Annotated in this window: 17 protein-coding genes; 10 read left to right on the forward strand and 7 right to left on the reverse strand. The window is 64.7% G+C overall.

What is annotated here, in order from left to right; genetic code table 11:
- Positions 1-102: 102 nt before the first annotated feature.
- The 5 genes from ACFMO5_RS06515 to rlmN form a co-directional block, all read right to left on the reverse strand.
- Positions 103-753 (reverse strand): response regulator, encoded by a 651-nt coding sequence (locus ACFMO5_RS06515; protein WP_376791948.1) that lies wholly within the window; start codon positions 751-753, stop codon positions 103-105.
- Complete coding sequence (locus tag ACFMO5_RS06520) at positions 750-2,174, reverse strand: ATP-binding protein (protein WP_376791949.1); 1,425 nt, start codon at positions 2,172-2,174, stop codon at positions 750-752. The genes ACFMO5_RS06515 and ACFMO5_RS06520 overlap by 4 nt, the downstream gene beginning before the upstream one ends.
- 31 nt (positions 2,175-2,205) lie before the next feature.
- On the reverse strand, positions 2,206-3,096 hold the full coding sequence (locus ACFMO5_RS06525) for an ROK family protein (RefSeq protein ID WP_376791950.1): 891 nt from the start codon (positions 3,094-3,096) through the stop codon (positions 2,206-2,208).
- 114 nt (positions 3,097-3,210) lie between these two features.
- Positions 3,211-3,894, reverse strand: a complete 684-nt coding sequence (rpe, locus tag ACFMO5_RS06530) for a ribulose-phosphate 3-epimerase (RefSeq protein ID WP_376791951.1) — start codon at positions 3,892-3,894, stop codon at positions 3,211-3,213.
- On the reverse strand, positions 3,891-4,970 hold the full coding sequence (rlmN, locus tag ACFMO5_RS06535) for a 23S rRNA (adenine(2503)-C(2))-methyltransferase RlmN (RefSeq protein ID WP_376791952.1): 1,080 nt from the start codon (positions 4,968-4,970) through the stop codon (positions 3,891-3,893). The genes rpe and rlmN overlap by 4 nt, the downstream gene beginning before the upstream one ends.
- Positions 4,971-5,671: 701 nt before the next feature.
- Here rlmN and recA point away from each other — a divergent pair.
- From recA to ACFMO5_RS06585, 10 genes are all read left to right on the forward strand, one after another.
- On the forward strand, positions 5,672-6,733 hold the full coding sequence (gene recA, locus ACFMO5_RS06540; protein ID WP_376791953.1) for a recombinase RecA: 1,062 nt from the start codon (positions 5,672-5,674) through the stop codon (positions 6,731-6,733).
- 71 nt (positions 6,734-6,804) lie between these two features.
- The gene (locus ACFMO5_RS06545; RefSeq protein ID WP_376791954.1) at positions 6,805-7,458 is read left to right on the forward strand and encodes a regulatory protein RecX; all 654 of its coding nucleotides are present in this window, start codon (positions 6,805-6,807) and stop codon (positions 7,456-7,458) included.
- 138 nt (positions 7,459-7,596) lie between these two features.
- On the forward strand, positions 7,597-9,162 hold the full coding sequence (gene rny, locus ACFMO5_RS06550; protein WP_376791955.1) for a ribonuclease Y: 1,566 nt from the start codon (positions 7,597-7,599) through the stop codon (positions 9,160-9,162).
- Positions 9,163-9,241: 79 nt separating this feature from the next.
- Positions 9,242-9,487 (forward strand): hypothetical protein, encoded by a 246-nt coding sequence (locus tag ACFMO5_RS06555; protein ID WP_376791956.1) that lies wholly within the window; start codon positions 9,242-9,244, stop codon positions 9,485-9,487.
- Between the two features lie 142 nt (positions 9,488-9,629).
- Positions 9,630-10,967: a M16 family metallopeptidase gene (locus tag ACFMO5_RS06560; RefSeq protein ID WP_376791957.1), complete on the forward strand. Its 1,338-nt coding sequence runs from the start codon at positions 9,630-9,632 to the stop codon at positions 10,965-10,967.
- A gap of 248 nt (positions 10,968-11,215) precedes the next feature.
- The gene (gene mazG / locus ACFMO5_RS06565; protein ID WP_376791958.1) at positions 11,216-12,688 is read left to right on the forward strand and encodes a nucleoside triphosphate pyrophosphohydrolase; all 1,473 of its coding nucleotides are present in this window, start codon (positions 11,216-11,218) and stop codon (positions 12,686-12,688) included.
- 13 nt (positions 12,689-12,701) lie between these two features.
- Positions 12,702-13,076 carry a DUF192 domain-containing protein gene (locus ACFMO5_RS06570; protein ID WP_376791959.1) on the forward strand — a complete coding sequence of 125 codons (375 nt, stop codon included), beginning with the start codon at positions 12,702-12,704 and terminating at the stop codon, positions 13,074-13,076.
- Complete coding sequence (locus tag ACFMO5_RS06575) at positions 13,049-14,263, forward strand: LysM peptidoglycan-binding domain-containing protein (protein ID WP_376791960.1); 1,215 nt, start codon at positions 13,049-13,051, stop codon at positions 14,261-14,263. Before ACFMO5_RS06570 ends, ACFMO5_RS06575 begins: the two co-directional genes overlap by 28 nt.
- Before the next feature lie 104 nt (positions 14,264-14,367).
- Positions 14,368-14,856: an SH3 domain-containing protein gene (locus ACFMO5_RS06580; protein WP_376791961.1), complete on the forward strand. Its 489-nt coding sequence runs from the start codon at positions 14,368-14,370 to the stop codon at positions 14,854-14,856.
- Positions 14,857-14,990: 134 nt separating this feature from the next.
- Positions 14,991-16,391 (forward strand): MATE family efflux transporter, encoded by a 1,401-nt coding sequence (locus ACFMO5_RS06585; RefSeq protein WP_376791962.1) that lies wholly within the window; start codon positions 14,991-14,993, stop codon positions 16,389-16,391.
- A 78-nt stretch (positions 16,392-16,469) separates the two neighbouring features.
- Here ACFMO5_RS06585 and rfbD read toward each other — a convergent pair whose 3' ends face one another.
- Both rfbD and ACFMO5_RS06595 read right to left on the reverse strand, forming a co-directional pair.
- The gene (gene rfbD / locus ACFMO5_RS06590; RefSeq protein ID WP_376791963.1) at positions 16,470-17,330 is read right to left on the reverse strand and encodes a dTDP-4-dehydrorhamnose reductase; all 861 of its coding nucleotides are present in this window, start codon (positions 17,328-17,330) and stop codon (positions 16,470-16,472) included.
- Positions 17,331-17,355: 25 nt separating this feature from the next.
- Complete coding sequence (locus ACFMO5_RS06595) at positions 17,356-18,999, reverse strand: thiamine pyrophosphate-binding protein (protein WP_376791964.1); 1,644 nt, start codon at positions 18,997-18,999, stop codon at positions 17,356-17,358.
- Positions 19,000-19,194: the final 195 nt, after the last annotated feature.

Consider the following 19,194-nt stretch of genomic DNA (forward strand, 5'->3'; position numbering starts at 1 on the left):
CCGCAGCCCAGAGGGCTGCGGGGAGGGGGATTATTTGGGAGCGGGCTCCCAAGGGGCTACGTGATGAGGGGAAAAATTACCCCCGTTGAAGGGATAGCAGGTCTATTCCTCTTTGAGTAGTCCTTTCTGGATCATGTAACGGACAAGCTGGGCCCGGGTGCGGAGGCCCAGCTTCTCCATCCCCCGGGCGCGATAGGTCTCCACGGTTTTCACGCTTAATCCCAAGCGGTCCGCGATCTCCTGGTTGGTATGGCCTACCGCCACCAGCCGGAGCACCTGCTGCTCCCGCTCGCTCAGGCTCTCCCACGGCTCATGGGCCTCCGGGATCTTCGGCGCAGGGATCAGGTCCTCCAGGAGCGCCCGGGTCATCGCCGGATGGATGTAGATCTCCCCCCGGGCCACCGCCCGGATCGCCGTCACCAGCTCCTCGTCAGTGGCCCGCTTGATGATATAACCGACGGCGCCTTCGGCGAGGGCCTGCCGCAGGTAGGCTTCATCTTCATGCATGGTCAGGATCAGGATCTTGGCCTCGGGAACCTGGCGGCGCAGGAAGGCCAGCGTCTGCAACCCCGGCATGCCGGGCATCGTGAGGTCCAACAGGATCACATCCGGCCGGACCCGCTCCGCCTGCTTCAGCGTTTGCCATCCGTCCCCGGCTTCCCCCACCACCTCAATATCGGGTTGGGCGCCGAGCAGCATGCGAAGCCCGGCCCGGAACACCGCATGATCATCCGCGATCAGCACCCGAATCATGTGCCCTCCAGCGGAACCCGAAGGTAAACCGTGGTCCCATGCCCAGGGGCAGATTCAATGGTCAGCGTGCCGCCCACCAGCTGGGCCCGCTCCCGCATCCCATAAAGCCCTAATCGGTTCTCCCGGCCCTCTCGAAGCGCATATTCCACATCAAAACCACAACCATCATCCTCCACGATCACGGAGAGCAAACGCGAGGATGCTTGAAGCAGCACGCTGATCCGCTGGCATTTCGCATGCTTGGCCGCGTTGGTCAGGGCCTCCTGCACAATCCGATAGACCGCGGTTTCAATCGTCGGTGGGATCCGGCGTTCATCCAGGCCCACCACCTGCATCTCCACCTCAATGCCGAATCGCTCCCGATAATCCCGGATGTAACGCTCCAGCGCCGCCACCAGGCCCAGATCATCCAGCACGGAGGGCCGCAGCTCGAAAGCGAGGCGCCGCACCCGGCGCAGCGTCTCGTCCACCAGTTGATAGAGATCCTCCAGCCGGGACCTGAGGGTCTCCGGCGCGATCGTTTGTTCCAGGTTCCGTAATCCGACCCGAAGGGAGGCCAGGGCCTGACCGGTCTCGTCATGAAGCTCCCGGGCAATGCGGCGACGTTCCTCCTCCTGGGCCTCAATGATCCTCTGAAGATAGAAGGCCCGCATCCGCTCCTGCTGGCCCAGCTCCTCCACCATGTTATTGAAGGCCTGGGCCAGCGCCCCGATCTCATCGTTCGCCCAGACCATCGCCCGAGCGGTGAAATCCCGACGGGCGACCCTCTCGGTCATGGCCACCAGGCCCCGAATCGGCCGGACGATCAGATGGGTAAGGATCAGGGCGATGCCGATGCTGAGGGCGGAGACGGCGATCGTGGTAAGCAGCAACCACGTGGTCACCGTGTTCACCGCCGCTCGCACCGCCGTATCCCGCAGGCCCAGCCGCAACACCCCAGCCCGCCCTCGGAAGATCGGCACCGCGATATCCCAAATGATCCCCTCCGGTGTGCGCAAAGGCTGCAAATGGTAGGAGGCTCCGGGAGGCAACGCGTTGGCCTCGATCAACCCAGCCGGGAACTCCGGGCCGGTCCCGAAGGTGTGGGCCAGGACTTCCCCCTGCGGGGAAAGGACGAAAAGATAGCGGATCTCCGGGTTGTGGTCCACCGCATCCTTAAGGAGCCGATATAAGCCAAGGAGATCGTTGATCAGCACTAGATCCGTGCTCCGCGCCGCCAGGTCGCTGGCGATGGCGATCCCCCAATCCTGGGTGCGGGCGACGAGCACCTGATGAAGGGCGTAGCGAACCTGCAGGACCGTGGTCATGCCGAACAAGAGGGTGCCCCCTAGGACGATGCCCAGGATCTTGGTTCGGACGCTCACCCCGCCGGCGATATCCCAGAACCGCTCGATCGCCCTCTGAAAGGCTGTCCGCTTCATCGACCCGGGTCCTTTCCTTATAGCCTGAAAATCACCCAAGAGGCGCTTTATCCATCGCCAGGGCCAGCGCCCCGAGCAACCCGGCCTGATCTCCGAGCGCTGGGGGCACAATGTAATCGTCCAGATCTCCACGCAGAACCGGCGCCGGAAGATAGCCCTTCAATAACTCTTTCACCCACCATCGGATGCGCGGGAACAGGCTGCGATTTTGCATCACACCTCCGCCCAGGATGATCCGCTCCGGAACCAGAACGCACAGGATGTCGATCAGACCCAGGGCCAGATACTCCGCCTCCAGCTCCCATCCCGGGTGATCCTCCGGAAGGGACTCCGGGGATTGCCCCCAACGGGCCTCCAGGGCCGGTCCGGAGGCCAGCCCTTCCAGGCAATCCCCGTGGAACGGACAAACCCCCGGGAAAGGATCCCGTTCCCGGTCATGAGGGATCCGGATGTGGCCCATCTCCGGATGGAGCGCGCCATGAAGGAGGCGCCCATGGACGATCGCACCGCCCCCGATCCCCGTTCCCACGGTCAGGTAGACGAAGGTCTCCAGGCCCTGGGCTGCGCCCCAGCACCCTTCCCCAAGGGCGGCGGCGTTCACATCCGTTTCTAAACGAATGGGAATGCGGAACGCCTCCTGGAGGGGTTTCAAGAGGTTCACGCCGGACCACCCCGGTTTCGGTGTAGTGGGGATCGTTCCGAAGGCGGGGGAATTCGGATTCAGATCCAGGGGGCCGAACGCGCCGACCCCGATCGCTCGGAGCTCCGAGCGAAAGCCCCGGAAGAACGCGACGACACGCCCCAATGTCTCTTCCGGGGTCGTGGTCGGGATGCGAACGACTGCCCGCAGATCCCCCGGCCCTGTCCCGACCGCACATAGGAACTTGGTGCCCCCCGCTTCGATCGCCCCGTAAAGCTCCATCAGCGTGCACGCTCCAAATCACATATTGGGAAAACAGGAAGGAAAACCTCCTATATCCTTATACGAGAGGCAAACCGGGCCCTCAGGCGCCCACACGGATGAACGGGCGAGCCACTATGGAATTGAGGCCTGGGGATTCTCCACCGACCTCCGGAGCCGTCGGAGGGCCTCCGCCGGGCCCTCCGGCGCCTCAAAGATCGAGGCGCCCGCCACCAGTACCGTGGCGCCGGCCTCCACCAGTGCGGAAGCGTTCTCCGGCCCCACCCCGCCGTCCACCTCCAGCTCGATCGGTCGGCCCAGGGCATCGATCATCCGCCGGGCCCGGCGCACTTTCTCCAGCATCCTTTCAATAAACGCCTGGCCTCCGAACCCCGGGTTGACCGTCATGATCAGCACCTGATCGATATCCGGCAGGATCTCCTCGATCGCCCCCAGCGGCGTGGCCGGGTTCAGGGCCACCCCCGCCCGCAGGCCCAGCCCTCGGATCTGATGGACCACCCGGTGCAGATGCGGGCAGGCCTCCACATGGACGATCAGGCGATCGGCACCGGCGTGGGCAAACGCCTCCAAATAGCGTTCCGGGGCCTCGATCATCAAATGAACGTCCAGGGGAAGGGCGGTGGTCCGCCGCAGCGCAGCAACGACGGGCATCCCAAAGGTCAGGTTCGGAACGAAGTGTCCATCCATCACATCGACGTGGATCCAATCCGCCCCCGCCTCGGCCACCTCACTCACCGCACGGGCCAGGCAGGCGAGATCCGCGGACAGGATGGAGGGGGCGATCTTGATCTCCCTCATGCATAGGCCTCCCGAAGCGAGATCCCCGCGATCCGTGGACGGCGCCCGGTGACCGCCGCCCGTAACTGACCGCAGCCCGCCGCCACATCGATCCCCCGCCGTACGCGAACGGTACAGGGGATCCCCGCTTTCTCCAGAATGCGCCGGAAAGCCTCGATGCGTTCCGGCGGGGAAGCCTCCTCCGGGAAGCCGGGGGTGGGGTTTAGAGGGATCAGGTTCACATGGGCCAACATCCCCTGGATTCGTTCGACCAGCGCCTCGGCCTGCTCCGGTGTATCGTTAACCCCTTGGATCATCACCCATTCAAATGTAACCCGCCGGCGGGTTTGCTCAATGTAGTCGCGGACCGCTTCCATCAACGCGTGGAGAGGATAGACGCGGTTGATCGGGACCAGACGGTTGCGGAGATCGTCCGTAGCCGCGTGCAGGGAGATGGCCAGGTTGATCTCCCAGCCCTCCTGGGCGAAGCGTCGGATGCCAGGCACGATGCCCACCGTGGAGACCGTGATCCGCCGCTGCCCCAAATGAAAGCCATCCGGATGGATGAGCAGGCGCAATGCTTTTGCCGTGTTCGCGTAATTCGCAAAGGGCTCGCCCATCCCCATGAACACGACATGGGTCAACCGCTCGCCGTGAGCGGCCAGCCAGCGAGCGATCCACAAGACCTGCTCCACGATCTCGCCGGTGGTGAGGTTGCGCAGCAGGCCCATCTGGCCGGTCGCGCAAAACGTGCAACCCATCGCACAGCCAGCCTGAGTCGAGACACAAGCGGTGCGCCGGTCGGTGTATTCCATCAGGACCGCCTCCACCTCTGCCCCATCATGCAACGCGAAGAGCCATTTCCGGGTCCAACCATCCTGGGAGACGCGTTCCGCCAGCGGCCGAAGGGTCGAGATCGTGAAGGCCTCCGACAGCCGGGCGCGCAGGGCCTTGGGCAGGTCCGTCATCGCCTCAAAGGTGGTCGCGCCACGCCGATAGATCCAGCCCCAGATCTGGCGGGCCCGATAAGACGGTTCACCCCAGCCGGCCATGATCTCCTGCAGCTCTTCCAGGGAAAGGTCCAGCAATCCGCGCATCTGGATACCCCCTTTCTCTTCTTCCCCCTGCAGCCCAAAGGGCTGCAGGGGGAAGAAGAGAAAAAAATCTTTGAAGGCTAGGGGCCGCTGAAGGGGGCCTCCAACTCCAAAGATCTGTAAGGTTCATAAGCCTCAAAGATATTTTATCCCCCCTCCAGACCTTGGCTCAGGATTCCCCAAACCTCCATTTCACCCCTTTACCTTTCCCGTTCGTCTATGGCAGGAGAGGGAAGAGAGGATCGGGTGAGGGCCGAACCGCCATGGGATGGAAATCAAGCGAGGATCCACGGCCGGACAGATGGCCGCCGCCCGCGCCTTCAGGACAACCCGGTTCGCAGATGGTCCGCCCGAAGGGCGTGGATGATGCGATGGCCCCGCCAATGCGGACAACGGACCCTTAGCGGCACCCACATGGCAAAAAGAGACCCTATAAAGACGTGGATACCTCCTGTAGGAGCAGGCCTTGTGCCTGCCCTGGGGCACCCACAAAGGGTGCCCCAGCCCCGTCCGATGGCCTCACCCAATCGAAATGCCCTCATGAAGTGATCATCCGCACGTGTTGGGGAAACTACCCCGTTTGCATATCTGACCTTCCAAACGTAAACTATGTTTAAAGTGAGGTCGCCTGCTCGATTCCCGCCGGATCGCAGTTCGAAAAGCGGCCCGTGGCTTATGCTGAATCCGATCAGGAGAGGCAAACGATGGTGAACGATGCGCGGCGGAAAGCCTTGGAGACGGCAGTGCTCACGTTGACCAAACGCTTTGGGGAAGGGACGATCATGCGCTTGGGGGAGGCCGTCCAGCAGCCGGTGGAGGTGATCCCCACAGGTTCCCTGGCGCTCGATCTCGCCCTGGGTGTGGGAGGGATCCCCAGGGGGCGGATCACAGAGATCTACGGGCCGGAGGCTTCGGGGAAAACCACCCTCTGTCTTCATGTGATCGCCGAGGCTCAGAAGCGGGGCGGGATCGCAGCGTTCATTGACATGGAGCATGCCCTCGATCCCCACTATGCCCAGCGATGCGGGGTGGACGTGGATAACCTTTATGTCGCGCAACCGGATACCGGGGAGCAGGCCCTGGAGATCGCGGAGACCTTGATCCGCAGCGGCGCCGTGGACGTGGTGGCGGTAGATTCGGTAGCGGCGCTGGTGCCGCGGGCGGAGATCGAGGGCGAGATGGGCGACGCCCATGTGGGGCTCCAAGCGCGCTTGATGAGCCAGGCCCTCCGTAAGCTGGCCGGAGCCATCCGCCAGTCCAACACAGCGATGCTCTTCACCAACCAGCTGCGGATGAAGATCGGTACAATGTTCGGCAACCCGGAGACCACCTCGGGCGGCATGGCGCTCAAGTTCTATGCCTCGGTCCGCCTGGAGATCCGCCGCCTGCAAAACCTGAAGGCGGGCGGGGAGATCATCGGGAGCCGGGTTCGGGTCCGGGTGACAAAGAACAAGGTGGCCCCACCCTTTCGCGAGGCGGAATTCGATATCCTTTACAATGAGGGCATCAGTAAAGCGGGGGACATCCTGGATCTGGCCACCGAGCTGGGCTTGATCACCAAGCGGGGCACCTTCTTCCTGTACGGGGATATGCGCCTGGGTCAGGGCCGCGAGAACGCCCGGGAGTTTCTGAAGGCCCATCCCGAAATCATGGAGGAGCTGGAGCGCCAGATCCGGGAGAACGCTGCCCGTGCGGCTTCCCTGAAGCGCCTGGGGGTGAGCGCCGAGGCTCCTGAAGAAGCCTCACCGATCCTGGAGGCGGAATAGGCCCTCCATGACCTGGAGCCGGAGGCGCGGATGCCCGCCCCGACCCGCAGGTTCTTTTTCCCAGGCTCCTAATGGGCGGTCGGATCACAGATCTTCGAGCGTTGAAGAGTGGACGGGTGGCGGTTTACCTGGACGGCCGTCGGGCGTTCGTCCTGACGGCGATAGAGGCAGCGCAGCTGCGCGCAGGCCAGGTGCTTTCCGAGGATGAGATCGCCCGGCTGCTGGAACGGGATCTCCTGGAGCAGGCTCACGAGCTTGCCCTCCGCTTCCTGAGCTATCGCCCACGCAGCGAACGGGAAGTCGCCGACCACCTGCGCCGGAAAGGGTTCGATGCCCAAACGGTGGAAGCAGAGCTGGAACGGCTCCGGCGTGTGGGGTTGGTGGATGATCGGGCCTTCGCTCAATTCTGGGTGGAAAACCGGACCGCGTTCCGGCCGCGGAGCCGCAGGGCCCTGCAGGCAGAGCTTCGGCGGAAAGGCATCCCCCCCGCGATCATCCAGGAGGTCCTTCAAGAGACCTCCCCCGATGAGCGCTCCCTCGCCCTGCGCCTGGCCCGGGATCGGGCCCGGCGGTTGCGGGGCCTGGATCCCCTGACCTTCCGACGGCGCCTGGCCGGTTATCTCATCCGTCGGGGGTTCGACGGGGAGCTGGTGAGGGAAATCCTGCGAATCATCGAAGCTGAGATGGGACAGGGCCGAGACTTACCCTTAGACGAGTCGGCATGAAAGCCGGCGCGGGGATCGATCCATTGATCCCCCACAGTGCTTGGTTTCGAAGGGCGCTTTAGCGTCTGTCCGGTGAGAAGGAGGGGCAAAGGGAAATACGGCCTCTCCATCTTTGAATCTTACCCAACAGGATCAACCATGGACTGGCCGATCGTTATCTTGCTTGCTGCAATCGGAGTGATCGGCGGCGGTGTGCTGGGATGGTTCCTGGGAAAGCAGCTGGTCCAGCAACGAGTTCAAGAGCAGCTCCGAAGGGAAATCGAGGCCGCGCGGCAGGAATCCCAGCGGCTGATTGAGGAAGCCAAACAACAGGCGGCAGAGCTTCTCCTTCAAGCAAAAGATGAAGCCCTTCGTCTGCGAGAGGCCACGGAAGCGGAGCTGCGTAAATGGCGGGCCGATCTCCGTAAAGAAGAAGAGCGGCTGCGCCATCGGCGGGAGGAGCTCGACCGGCGGGCGGAACGGTTGGAGAAGCAGGAACGCCGGCTGACCGAGCGCCAGGCGGAACTGGATCGCCAGAGCGCTCAACTGCAAGCGGCCATCAGCCGCTTCGAGGAGGAACGCCGGGCCGCCTTGGAGCAGGTCGCCGGGATGAGCGTCGAGCAAGCCCGCCAGGCCCTGCTGGAGATGGTGGAGAAGGAAGCGCGGGAAGATATGGCCCGCCTCTACCGCCAGATCGAAGCCGAAGCCCGGCTTCAGGCGGAGGAGCGCGCCCGGGAGATCATCGCCACAGCCATCCAGCGCATCGCCAGCGAACAGGTCGCCGAATTGACCGTCTCGGTGGTGCCCCTTCCGAACGATGAGATGAAGGGGCGCATCATCGGGCGGAACGGCCGCAACATCCGGGCCTTGGAGAAGATCACCGGGGTGGAGATCATCGTCGATGACACCCCCGAGGCGATCACCCTTTCCGCCCACGACCCAGTGCGCCGGGAGATCGCCCGCATCGCCCTGACCCGGCTGATCCAGGACGGGCGGATCCATCCGGCGCGGATCGAGAAAGTGGTGGCTGAGGCCCGGGAGGAGGTCGAGCGGATCATCTGGGAGGAAGGCCAACATGCCGCGGCCGCCGCAGGGGTCACCGGTCTACACCCCGAGCTCATCCGCCTCCTGGGCCGCCTGAAGTTCCGTACCAGCTATGGTCAGAACCAGCTCCACCATGCGGTGGAGGTCGCTTGGCTGGCCGGGATGATCGCCGCGGAGCTGGGGGCGGATGTACGCATCGCCCGCATGGGCGGATTGCTGCATGACATCGGGAAGGCAGTGGATCATCAAGTGGAAGGCACCCACGCCTTGATCGGCGCGGAACTGGCCCGGCGTTATGGAGCACCACCGAAAGTGGTCAACTGCATCGCCAGCCATCACCATGAGGTTCCTCAGGAATGCATTGAAGCGGTGATCGTGGAAGCCGCTGACGCCATCTCGGGCGCCCGACCTGGGGCCCGCCGGGAAACCCTGGAGATGTATCTCAAGCGGATCCAGGATCTGGAGAACCTGGCCCGTTCCTACCCCGGTGTCATGGAATGCTATGCCATCCAAGCGGGCCGGGAGATCCGCATCATCGTCAAGCCGGAGGAAGTGGACGATCTCGCCATCATCCGGATGTCCCGGGAGATCGCCCGCAAGATCGAGGAGACCATGCAATACCCAGGGCAAATCAAGGTTACAGTGATCCGGGAAACCCGCGCGGTGGAGATCGCCCGATAAACACCGGTAGGGGCAACCACAAGGGTTGCCCCTACCCCCACCACCAGCCGCCATCCTACAGCCAGGAGCGTTCCCAACCATGGCCAAGAAACGACGGGTTCGATCGACGCCTTCGACGGCTCCACGGGCGGCCCCAACGCCTGCCCGAGAGGCAGCGCCTTCCATCCCGACGACGTCCCTGCCCCCTCGCCGGCCAGCATCCAGCCTGGCGAATTACGATTACACCTATGTGCGGCGGGACCTGCGCCGCATCGGCATATTGGCGGCGATCCTTTTCGGGGTGCAGGTCGCGCTCGTCTTCATCTTGCCTCAGTTCCTACGCTAAGGCCGCATCGGGGTGTCGGGCTGTTCAACTTGTGGGTGCCCCATGGGGTCGGGTTGTCCGCATTCCCAAAGCCGTTGGATCAGCCACCCCCTTCGGGGAGCAGATAAAACACCATCCAATTCCATGAATCGGTGAGGGGAACATGTGGAGGCGACAACCGTGGTCCGCCAATCCCGCTGGAACCCGCCGACGCCCCCGCACGGTGCGACGGGATGGCTTTCTGAAAACCGTGTTGGACAATGGGCTGACCGTGGTTTTGAAAGAACAGCATCACGCCCCGGTGGTCACGTTCTGGGTCTGGTATCGGGTCGGGAGCCGGGATGAACCCACTGGCTTCACCGGGATCTCCCACTGGGTCGAGCATATGCTCTTCAAGGGCACCCCGAACTACCCGAAGGGGACGCTGGATCGTTTGATCTCCCGCGAGGGCGGCGCCTGGAACGGGATGACCTGGCTGGACTTCACCACTTATTTTGAAACTCTTCCTTCCGACCGGTGGACCATTGCACCGGAGATCGAGGCGGAACGGATGACGAAGGCCCTGTTCCACCCGAAGGAGGTGGAAGCGGAGCGCACCGTGATCCTCTCCGAGCGACATGGGGCCGAGAACAATCCGCTTTTCCTGCTCGGGGAACAGGTGCAGGCCCTCGCGTTCCAGGCCCACCCTTACGGGCACGAGGTCATCGGATGGCCGGGGGACCTCCAAACAATGACGCGGGAGGATCTCTATCGCCATTATCGGACCTATTACGCTCCCAATAACGCGATCGCAGTGGCGGTGGGGGATTTCCGGATTCCCGAAGCGTTGCGGGTGATCGAACGAGCCTTCGGCCGCATCCGACCGGTGTCGGAGATCCCACGCCTGCGGGTCGTGGAGCCTCCTCAGCGCGGGGAGCGTCGGGTTGTGATCGAAGGGGAAGGGAACACGGCTTATCTGGAGATCGCCTATCATGTGCCAGAGGCGTCCCATCCCGACTTCATGCCCTTGGTGATCCTGAACGCCGTGCTGGCCGGCTCGGGTTCCCTCAGCTTCAGCGGGGGCACTTCCAACAAGACCTCCCGGCTTTACCGGGCTCTGGTTGAATCCCAGATCGCCGCGGATATCGGAAGCAGCCTGATCCCTACGATGGAACCTTTCATTTACAGCCTCACCGTCACCCTCCAACCTGGGCGGCGTCCGGAAGAAGCCGAGGCGGTGATCGACGCGGAGATCCAGCGCCTGCAATCCGAACTCATCCGCGCGGAGGAGTTTGAGAAAGCCCTGAAGCAGGCCCGCGCAGATTTCGCCTACAGCAGCGAGTCGGTCACCAACCAGGGCTTCTGGTATGGCTGGAGCGAGATTTTCGCGGATTACACTTGGTTTGAAAGCTATCTGGAGCGCCTGGCCCAAGTCACCCCAGAGGATATCCGGCGGGTCGCCCGCGCCTATTTGACCCGCACAAACCGGACCGTGGGGTGGTATCTGCCCCGCGGAGGATAAGGGGCCACGAAGGAACCCTCAGAACAGGGCGTGGATGCCATGGCGAGGGCCCCTCAAACGGACAGCCCGACTTCTTGTCCAGGCCCTCGCCCGGTGCGGAGCGAGCCCCTCCCCCTTTCCCCTCTCCCCGCGGCTCGGAGGGCCCGCGGGGAGAGGGGAAGTTGAATGATGTTTGGGGGGTTAGAGCCGCCTTCAGCGACCCCAACCCTCGAAGATCCCCAAAGACCATAACATTGGGAGGGCAAGCGGTGATCATCATCCTGGGTTTGGGCCCTGGGGACCCCCGCTACTGGACCCAGGAGGCCCTGGAGGTTCTAAGGGAAATCCGAGAGATCTACGTGCGGACGCGGCGGCATCCGGCGGTGGCCGCGCTGCCACCCCATTTGACGGTTTATGACTTCGACGCTGTCTACGCCGAGGAAGAGACCATGGAGGCTGTCTATGAACGGATCGCTCGAGCGGTCTTGGAGCTGGGCCGGCGCCCGGAAGGCGTTTGTTACGCGGTGCCCGGCTCCCCGTTCGTGGGGGAGGCCACGGTCGCCCGCATTCGCACCCTCGCAGCCGAGGCAGGGATCCCTGTCCGGATTGTCCACGGCCTCAGTTTCATTGAGGTCGTCCTGGAACGCTTGGGCCTGGATGCCCTGGATGGCCTGCAGATCGCCGATGCGTTTGAGCTGGCCGAGCGTTATCATCCCCCTCTGAACCCCGATCGCCCTGCCCTGATCGCCCAACTGGACAGCCGGACGGTCGCGGCGGATCTTAAGCTCACGCTGATGAACCAGTATCCGCCAGACCACCCCGTGACCCTGATCGACGCCGCCGGGCTTCCGACCGCTCGCCAGGAGACCTGCCCGCTTTACGCGCTGGATCGCCGCGTGGATTTCACCCCGCTGACGGCCTTATATGTGCCGCCCCTGACCCGGCCGGGGGCTTTCGAAACCTTCCAGGACACGATCGCCCATCTCCGTTCCCCTGAGGGCTGCCCGTGGGATCGGGAGCAAACGCATCAGAGCCTGCGCTCGAACCTCCTTGAGGAAGCCTATGAAGTCCTCGAAGCCTTGGACGCCGACGATCCCCAGCGCTTGAAGGAGGAGCTGGGGGATCTGCTGTTGCAGATCGTGTTCCACAGCCAGATCGCCGTCGAAAGCGGGGAGTTCTCCATGGCCGAGGTCATCGCTCACGTGAACGAGAAGATCCGCCGCCGGCATCCCCATGTGTTCGGGGATGTACAGGTCAGCGGCGTCCGGCAGGTGTTGGAGAACTGGGAGCGGATCAAGCAGCGGGAGAAATCCGAACAAGGCCAGTGGGCCTCCGCTTTAGATGGCATCCCGAAGGGCTTGCCCGCGTTGGCCCAGGCAGCGGCTTACGGTGAGCGGGCTGCCCGCTTGAAATTCGACTGGTCGGACGCCGATGGGGTCATGGAGAAACTTCAGGAGGAGATCCGGGAGATCGCAGCGGCCGGCCCCGGCCGTCGGGCGGCGGAGTTCGGGGATCTGCTCTTCACCCTGGCGCAGCTTGCTCGCCACTGGGGGATCGACCCGGAGGCCGCCCTGCGGGAAGCCAACGCCCGCTTCGCCCGTCGATTCCGTCGGATGGAAGCCATCGCCGCCGCTCAGGGCCGACGGCTCGATGAGCTCTCGCCTGAGGAGCTCGATCGGTTGTGGGAGCAGGCGAAATCGGAAGAAGGATCGGAAACTTCGGGAGCAATCAAAGAGACATAGCGTAGATATCCCGATGGCCGCACAGGTTCTCCTCTACAACCGAGAAGGACAAATCCTGGCTCGGCTGCGGCTTTGTCGCTCGTGGTGGTGTCGCGGGCGCGGATTGATGTTCCACCGGGCATTGAAGGAGGACGAGGGCCTTTTCTTCGTGTTCCCGCGATCCGGACGGTGGGAGAACGCCATCCATATGTTCTTCGTCTTCTTTCCCATCGCGGCCATCTGGCTGGACGAGGCCGGTCGGATCGTTCACGCCGTGGAGGCCCGCCCGTTCCGGATCTACGTCCCGCCCCGCCCGGCCCGCTACCTGATTGAGGGGCCGGTGGCCCTGCTGGCCCACGCACGCATCGGGGAGGTCTGGACATGGCACGAGGACGCTGGGGGATCTTAATCGGACTGATCTGGGCGATGGCGCTGGCCGGACCGGCCTTCGCCCAGGAGCCTATCCGCTACACCGTGCAACCGGGAGATACCCTCACCCGCATCGCGGCCCGCTTCGGGACCACGGTGTCGGCCATCGCGGAGGCCAACGGCCTGGCGAACCCGAATCTGATCTACGTGGGCCAGGTCCTGCTCATCCCTGCAGGCTCCTCTCCCTCCCCGACGAGCCCGATCCACGTGGTCCGGCCCGGGGAGACCCTCTACCGCATCGCGCTGCGCTACGGCACCACCGTGGAGCGCCTGATGGCGCTGAACAATCTGAGCAACCCCAACCGGATCTTCGCCGGGCAGATCCTTCGGATCCCTGAGGAGGCCCCCGAGACGCCCACGCGATGGCCCGCGCCGTTCGTTGAGATTCAACTGGGCCCTGCTCCCGCGATCCAGGGGCGGGTGTTCCCTGTGCGCATCCGCCTCTCCCAGCCGGCGACCTTAGAAGCAGTCTTCCTCGGCGTGACCTATCCGCTGGCCCCGACCGCGGAAGGTGGCGCAGGGCTGCTGGCCGTGCCCGCGATGCAGGCCCCCGGCGTCTATCCACTGACGATCCGGGCCCGCACCACCGATGGCCGGACGGTGAGACTCACGCTCACCGTCCCGGTGAGGGCAGGCGCCTATGGCCGGGAATCCTTGCGGCTGCCCCCGGATCGCCAGCAATTGCTGGATCCGAAACTGATCCGGGAAGAGCGCGAAAAAGTGCTGGCCGCCTGCACGCCTTTCGAGCCGGAGCGCCGCTGGAGCGGCCCCTTCCGATATCCGGTGGAGAACCCTCAGGTGACCTCTCCTTTCGGCACCCGCCGGTCTTACAACGGGGGGCCCTATACCAGTTACCATGAGGGCTTGGATCTGCGGGGAACGGTGGGGACGCCGGTTTACGCGCCGGCGGAGGGCCTGGTGGCCCTGGCGGGTCCGTTGGTCGTGCGGGGCAACGCGGTGATCCTCCGGCACGGCTGGGGAGTATGTAGCGGCTACTGGCACCTGAGCGCGGTGGCCGTACAGCCCGGGCAGGCGGTGAAGACCGGGGATCTCCTGGGGTACGTGGGGAACACCGGCCTCTCCACCGGCGCCCACCTGCACTGGGAGATCCGCGTGCGGGGGATCCCCGTCGATCCCCGCCAGTGGGTCGAGAGCCGCCTGCCATAATGGAGGGAACGATCGCCCCAGCGGAGGTTGGGTCCTCACCCCACCCGCTCCCCTGGATCAAGTAGAATAAGGTGGCGACCACGCCTCTCGTTGAGGGAAGACAGATGCAACGACCGATCCGTGTGCGCCCCCGGCCGGGGCAGGACGAGCTGCGAGCCTCGGAATGGCTGTTTCTGCTTGGCACGCTCGCGGTGGCCCTGCTGCTCTGCGGCGGCAGCTTTTGGCATCTGCAACGTTCCCTAACGGGCGCCCTGAGCAGCCCGCCGACTGCGACACCGCGACCGACGTGGACCCCGCCCCCCAGCCCCACTCCGACCCCCCCCGAACCAACGCCCACACCGACGCTCTCTCCCACCATCCAAGTGGGGGGCTTTGCCAAGGTCACGGGGGCAGGCGATCAGGGGCTGAGCTTCCGGAAGGCACCCAGCCTCCAGGCGGAACGAATCCGCTTCCTCCCTGAAGGAACGATCATGAAGGTCATTGGAGGGCCGGAGGAGGCGGATGGGTTGACTTGGTGGCAGCTGGAGGATCCTCAGACGGGTGAGCAGGGATGGGCAGCTGGGGCCTATCTGACGCCTTCTTATGGGCCGTGAACGAGCCCCCATCTCCCATCCCACGGCCGATGTGCGCTTTCACGGATCACACTTTGTTCGTCATGGGGTGTGGGCCGCTGAAGACGGTCCACACCCCAACCCCATGAGCGAATCTGATTTGGTAGGAGATCTCCATGCCACATCGAGAGATCCGGCGTGCTCCCGCTGGGTTAGGGATCTCACGAACAGCGAGCCTCAGAGTGCCAGGGGAATGGGCTCCAACCCTGCGCGGCGTCCTTCAGCTGGCCTGGCCCGCCGTCCTGGAGCAGCTTCTGAACATTGTGGTGGACTGGACCGATGCCTATCTGGCCGGGCATCTCGGAACCGTCGCTCTGGCTGCGGTTGGGCTGAGCGGCCAGCTGATCAACCTGGTGGCCGTCTTCTTTGGCGCCCTCGGCGTTGGAGCCACCGCGCTGGTCGCCCGGGCGGTGGGCGCGGGTGATCGGAACCAGGCCGGCCGGATCACGCTTCAGGCGCTGGTGAGCGCAGGGGCCTTCGGGTTCGCAGGGACGGCATTCGCTTACATCGGCGGGGCCTGGCTGTTCGCGGCCTTAGGAGCAGAGCCCGCGGTGAACACAGCGGCCAGGACTTATCTGAACATCACCGCCCTCTCCTTCCCAGCGATGGCCATCCTCTTTGTGGGCAACGCAGCGCTCCGGGGCGCTGGGGACACATTGACACCGATGCGCACCTGGGCGGTGGTGGTGTTCGCCAACGCCATAATGGCCTGGACCCTGAGCGGCCCGTGGAGCCCATTCCGCCTGGGGATCGTTGGGCTGGCGATCGCGGCCGCCTCCGCCCGGGTGATCGGGGCCGTGCAGGTGGGGATCCGATTATGGCGGGGCACCCCCCGCCTCGCCCTGCCGCGCCAGGAGCTGGGGATCGAAGGAAACTTGCTGAAACGGATTCTCCGGGTCGGATTGCCGGCAGGAGCCGAACAGCTGCTCCTGCAGCTCGCTTTGCTGAATCTCACCGGAGTGATCACTGGATTGGGGACCGCCGCCTATGCGGCCCACCAAATCGGGTTGCGGGTGATGTCGCTTTCCTTCCTTCCCGGATGGGGGTTCGCCGTCGCTGCCTCTACCCTAACCGGCCAGGCGCTGGGAGCCAAACAGCCGGAAGCCGGGAAACGGGCCACCTTCACCGCGCTCCTCCTGGCCCTGATCCTGATGGGGACGCTCGGCCTGGCCCTGGCGCTGGGGGGGCCTTTACTGGTCGATCTCTTCACCGAGGATCCTGCGGTCATCCGGCAAGGCGCGGCCGCCTTACGGATCGCGGCCCTGATCCAGCCGATGATGGCGCTCAGCTTTGTGTTCTCCGGCGCTCTACGCGGAGCCGGAGATACGCGTTATACATTGCTGATCACAGCTACCTCCATCTGGCTCGTCCGGCTTCCGATCGCGATTCTCTTCGCCCACGGGCTGGGCTGGGGATTGCCCGGGGCCTGGTTGGGCATGCTGGCGGATTTCTCCGTGCGGGCCATGCTCTTCGGCTGGCGTTTCATCAGCGGAGCATGGGAACGGGTGCATGTGTGAGCCTTTCCCGTTGAAGAAGGGTTTGGAGGCTTGGGGGATGCCCCTCCAATGCGTCCCCCAGGCCTGAGGGCCACGAGATTATTCGGGGGAATGAAGCACCGGGAGCCCCATCCGTTGTAAACACTCCGCCAGAGCCTCCGTCCAGGGTCGCATGGGGTCGCGGCCCTGGAGCTCCAGCACATAGTTCCGCAACGGGGTCCGATCCGGCCGTGGGGCCCGCCGGCCGGATACGGCGGAGAGCCTCACCGCCTCCTCCGGATTCCGCCCCAGCATCGCCAGGATCGTCCGCGCCATCTCATAACGGGAAGCGGAGCCGTGATTGACAATGTGATAGATCCCATAGGCGGGAAGCTCCAAGAGGTGGAGCATCGCGCGGGCCAGATCCAGAACGGAGGTCGGCGAACTGGTCTGGGCGATCCCTCCCACCGGCTCCCCCCGTCGGATGCGCTCCACCGTCTGGCTCACAAAGTGCCGCCCCCACGGCGCGAACAGCCAGGCCGTCCGCACGATGAAATGCCACGGGCATAGCGTCCGCACATATTCCTCCGCCTGCAGCTTGCTTCGCCCGTAGACATTGATCGGGTTGGGGGAGTCGAATTCCGTGTAGGGGGCTCCTTTCGTGCCGTCGAACACGTAGTCCGTGCTGATGAAAACAAGAACCGCCCCGATCTTGTGGGCGGCCGCGGCCAGGCAGGCCGTGCCCACCGTGTTCACTCGGAACGCCAGGTCGGGCTCCGCCTCGCATTGATCCACATCGGCGATAGCGGCCGTATGGAGGATCACCTCTGGGCGGATCCGCGCGACCGCCTCGAAGATTTGCGAGGGGTGAGCCAGATCGAGCTCCGAGCGAGGCGGCGCGATGACCTCATGCCGTGGTCCCCAGATCTCCAGGATCGCCCGCCCCAGCATCCCGGTGCCGCCGGTGAGAAGCACCCGCATCGCTTGCCTCCTGTGCCACGCAAGCTTAGAAATACCGGGCGGAAAGCACCCCGGGTGGAAGCGGCTGCGTGCGGACGTTCAGGCAAGCGGGGCGGCGTGCCGCGGCCATCCGCTCCAACGCCGGCCGAATCTCCTCCGGGCGCTCCACCAGCTCCCCATAGCCCCCCAGGGCCTCCACCACCCGATCGTAGCGGGTCGGGGCCAGAGCGGTCGCCACCGCCCGCGCCTCGCCCAGCATCTCGATCTGAGGCCGCCGGATCTGGCTCCACGCCGCGTCGTTGGCCACCACGCCCATAATGGGGAGCTGGAAGCGGACCGCCGTGTCGAATTCGAACCCGTTGAAGCCAAACGCCCCATCCCCGAACAGCACCAACACCCGCCGGTCCGGATAGGCCAGCTGGGCCGCGATGGCGAAAGGAGCCCCAATCCCCAGACATCCGAAGGGCCCCGGATCCATCCAGTTCTCCGGCCGGTAAACGGGGAGGATCCGAGAGGCCGCCGCTACGATATCCCCGCCGTCGCCGATCACAATGGTCCGCTCGTCGATCCATTGCGCCAGCTCGTGGCACAACCGCATCGGGTGGATCGGGACGTCCGCGGCGTCCTTCCCCTGCGCCCAGAAGGCCCCCTCGCTCTCCTCGACCGCTCGCAACGCCTCCCGCCATGCGGTCCATCGCCGCCCCGGCACGTGGGCCCTCATGGCCAGCCGCCACTCCTCTAGAACGACCCCGATATCCCCCACCAACCCTAGGTCCACCGCCCGGTTGTGGCCGATCACCGTCGGCTCCAGGTCCACGTGGATGATCCGGGCCGTCGCGGCGATCTCCTGCCCGAACCTCAGCCGGAAGTCGAACTCCCCACCCACCAAGATGAGCAGGTCCGTTTGAGCGAAGGCCTTGCGCCGGGCGTGCTGGAAGAACTGGGGGGAATCTGGCGGCAGCGTCCCCCGCGCCATCCCATTGGTGAACAGGGGGAGGTCCAGCTCCTCCACAAACCGGGCGAGGGCTCCATACGCATTACACCAGCGGACGGCGCTCCCGGCCATCACCACGGGCCGCTCCGCTTCAGCGAGCATCCTCGCCGCCTGTTCCAGAGCTGGTTTCGCGGGGCTGGGTCGCGGCACATAGCGCTCGAAGCGCGGGAAGTTCACGTGGCGCTCCTCAACCACCCGAAAGAGGACATCGAGGGGGATCTCTAAGAAGACCGGGCCAGGGCGGCCGCTCATGGCGTGGCGGAGGGCCACCTCAATGAACTCAGGGATCCGCTCGGTCTCATACACCGCCCCAGCCCACTTAGTGATCGGACGCATCAAAGCCACGTGGTCCATCTCTTGCAGCGACCCCCGGCCGAGCTGGGCGAAGGGTCCCTGGCCGCCGATGACCAGCACGGGGCTGTTGGCCCGAAAGGCGTTGGCCACCCCCGTGACGCTGTCGGTGACCCCGGGGCCGGCCGTGACCACGGCCACGCCGGGCCGGCCGGTGAGGCGAGCCCAAGCATCGGCGGCGTGGACTGCCGCTTGCTCGTGGCGGACATCGATGATGCGGATCCCCTCATCCAGGCACCCATCATAGATGGGCAGGATGTGACCACCGCAGAGGGTGAAGATCACCTCCACCCCGGCTGCCTTCAAAGCCTTCGCCACCAGCCGCCCGCCGTGCACGCTCGACATGATGGCACCTCCAGACATGGTTTCAAGGCAAGCCCGCAGCGCCCAAGGCGCTCAACGAATATGCCCCACGTCGTATTCTATCGGTTTTCGTAACGATTCGGCCTGGCCACCTTCGGCCCGGATCTCCTGCAAAGAGGTAGAAGGTTGTGGTCCCTGGGGATCTTTAGGGGGTTGGGGGCCGCCAAAGGCGGCCCC

The sequence above is a fragment of the Thermoflexus sp. genome, assembly GCF_042408365.1.
In the GTDB taxonomy this organism is placed as follows: Bacteria; Chloroflexota; Anaerolineae; order Thermoflexales; family Thermoflexaceae; genus Thermoflexus.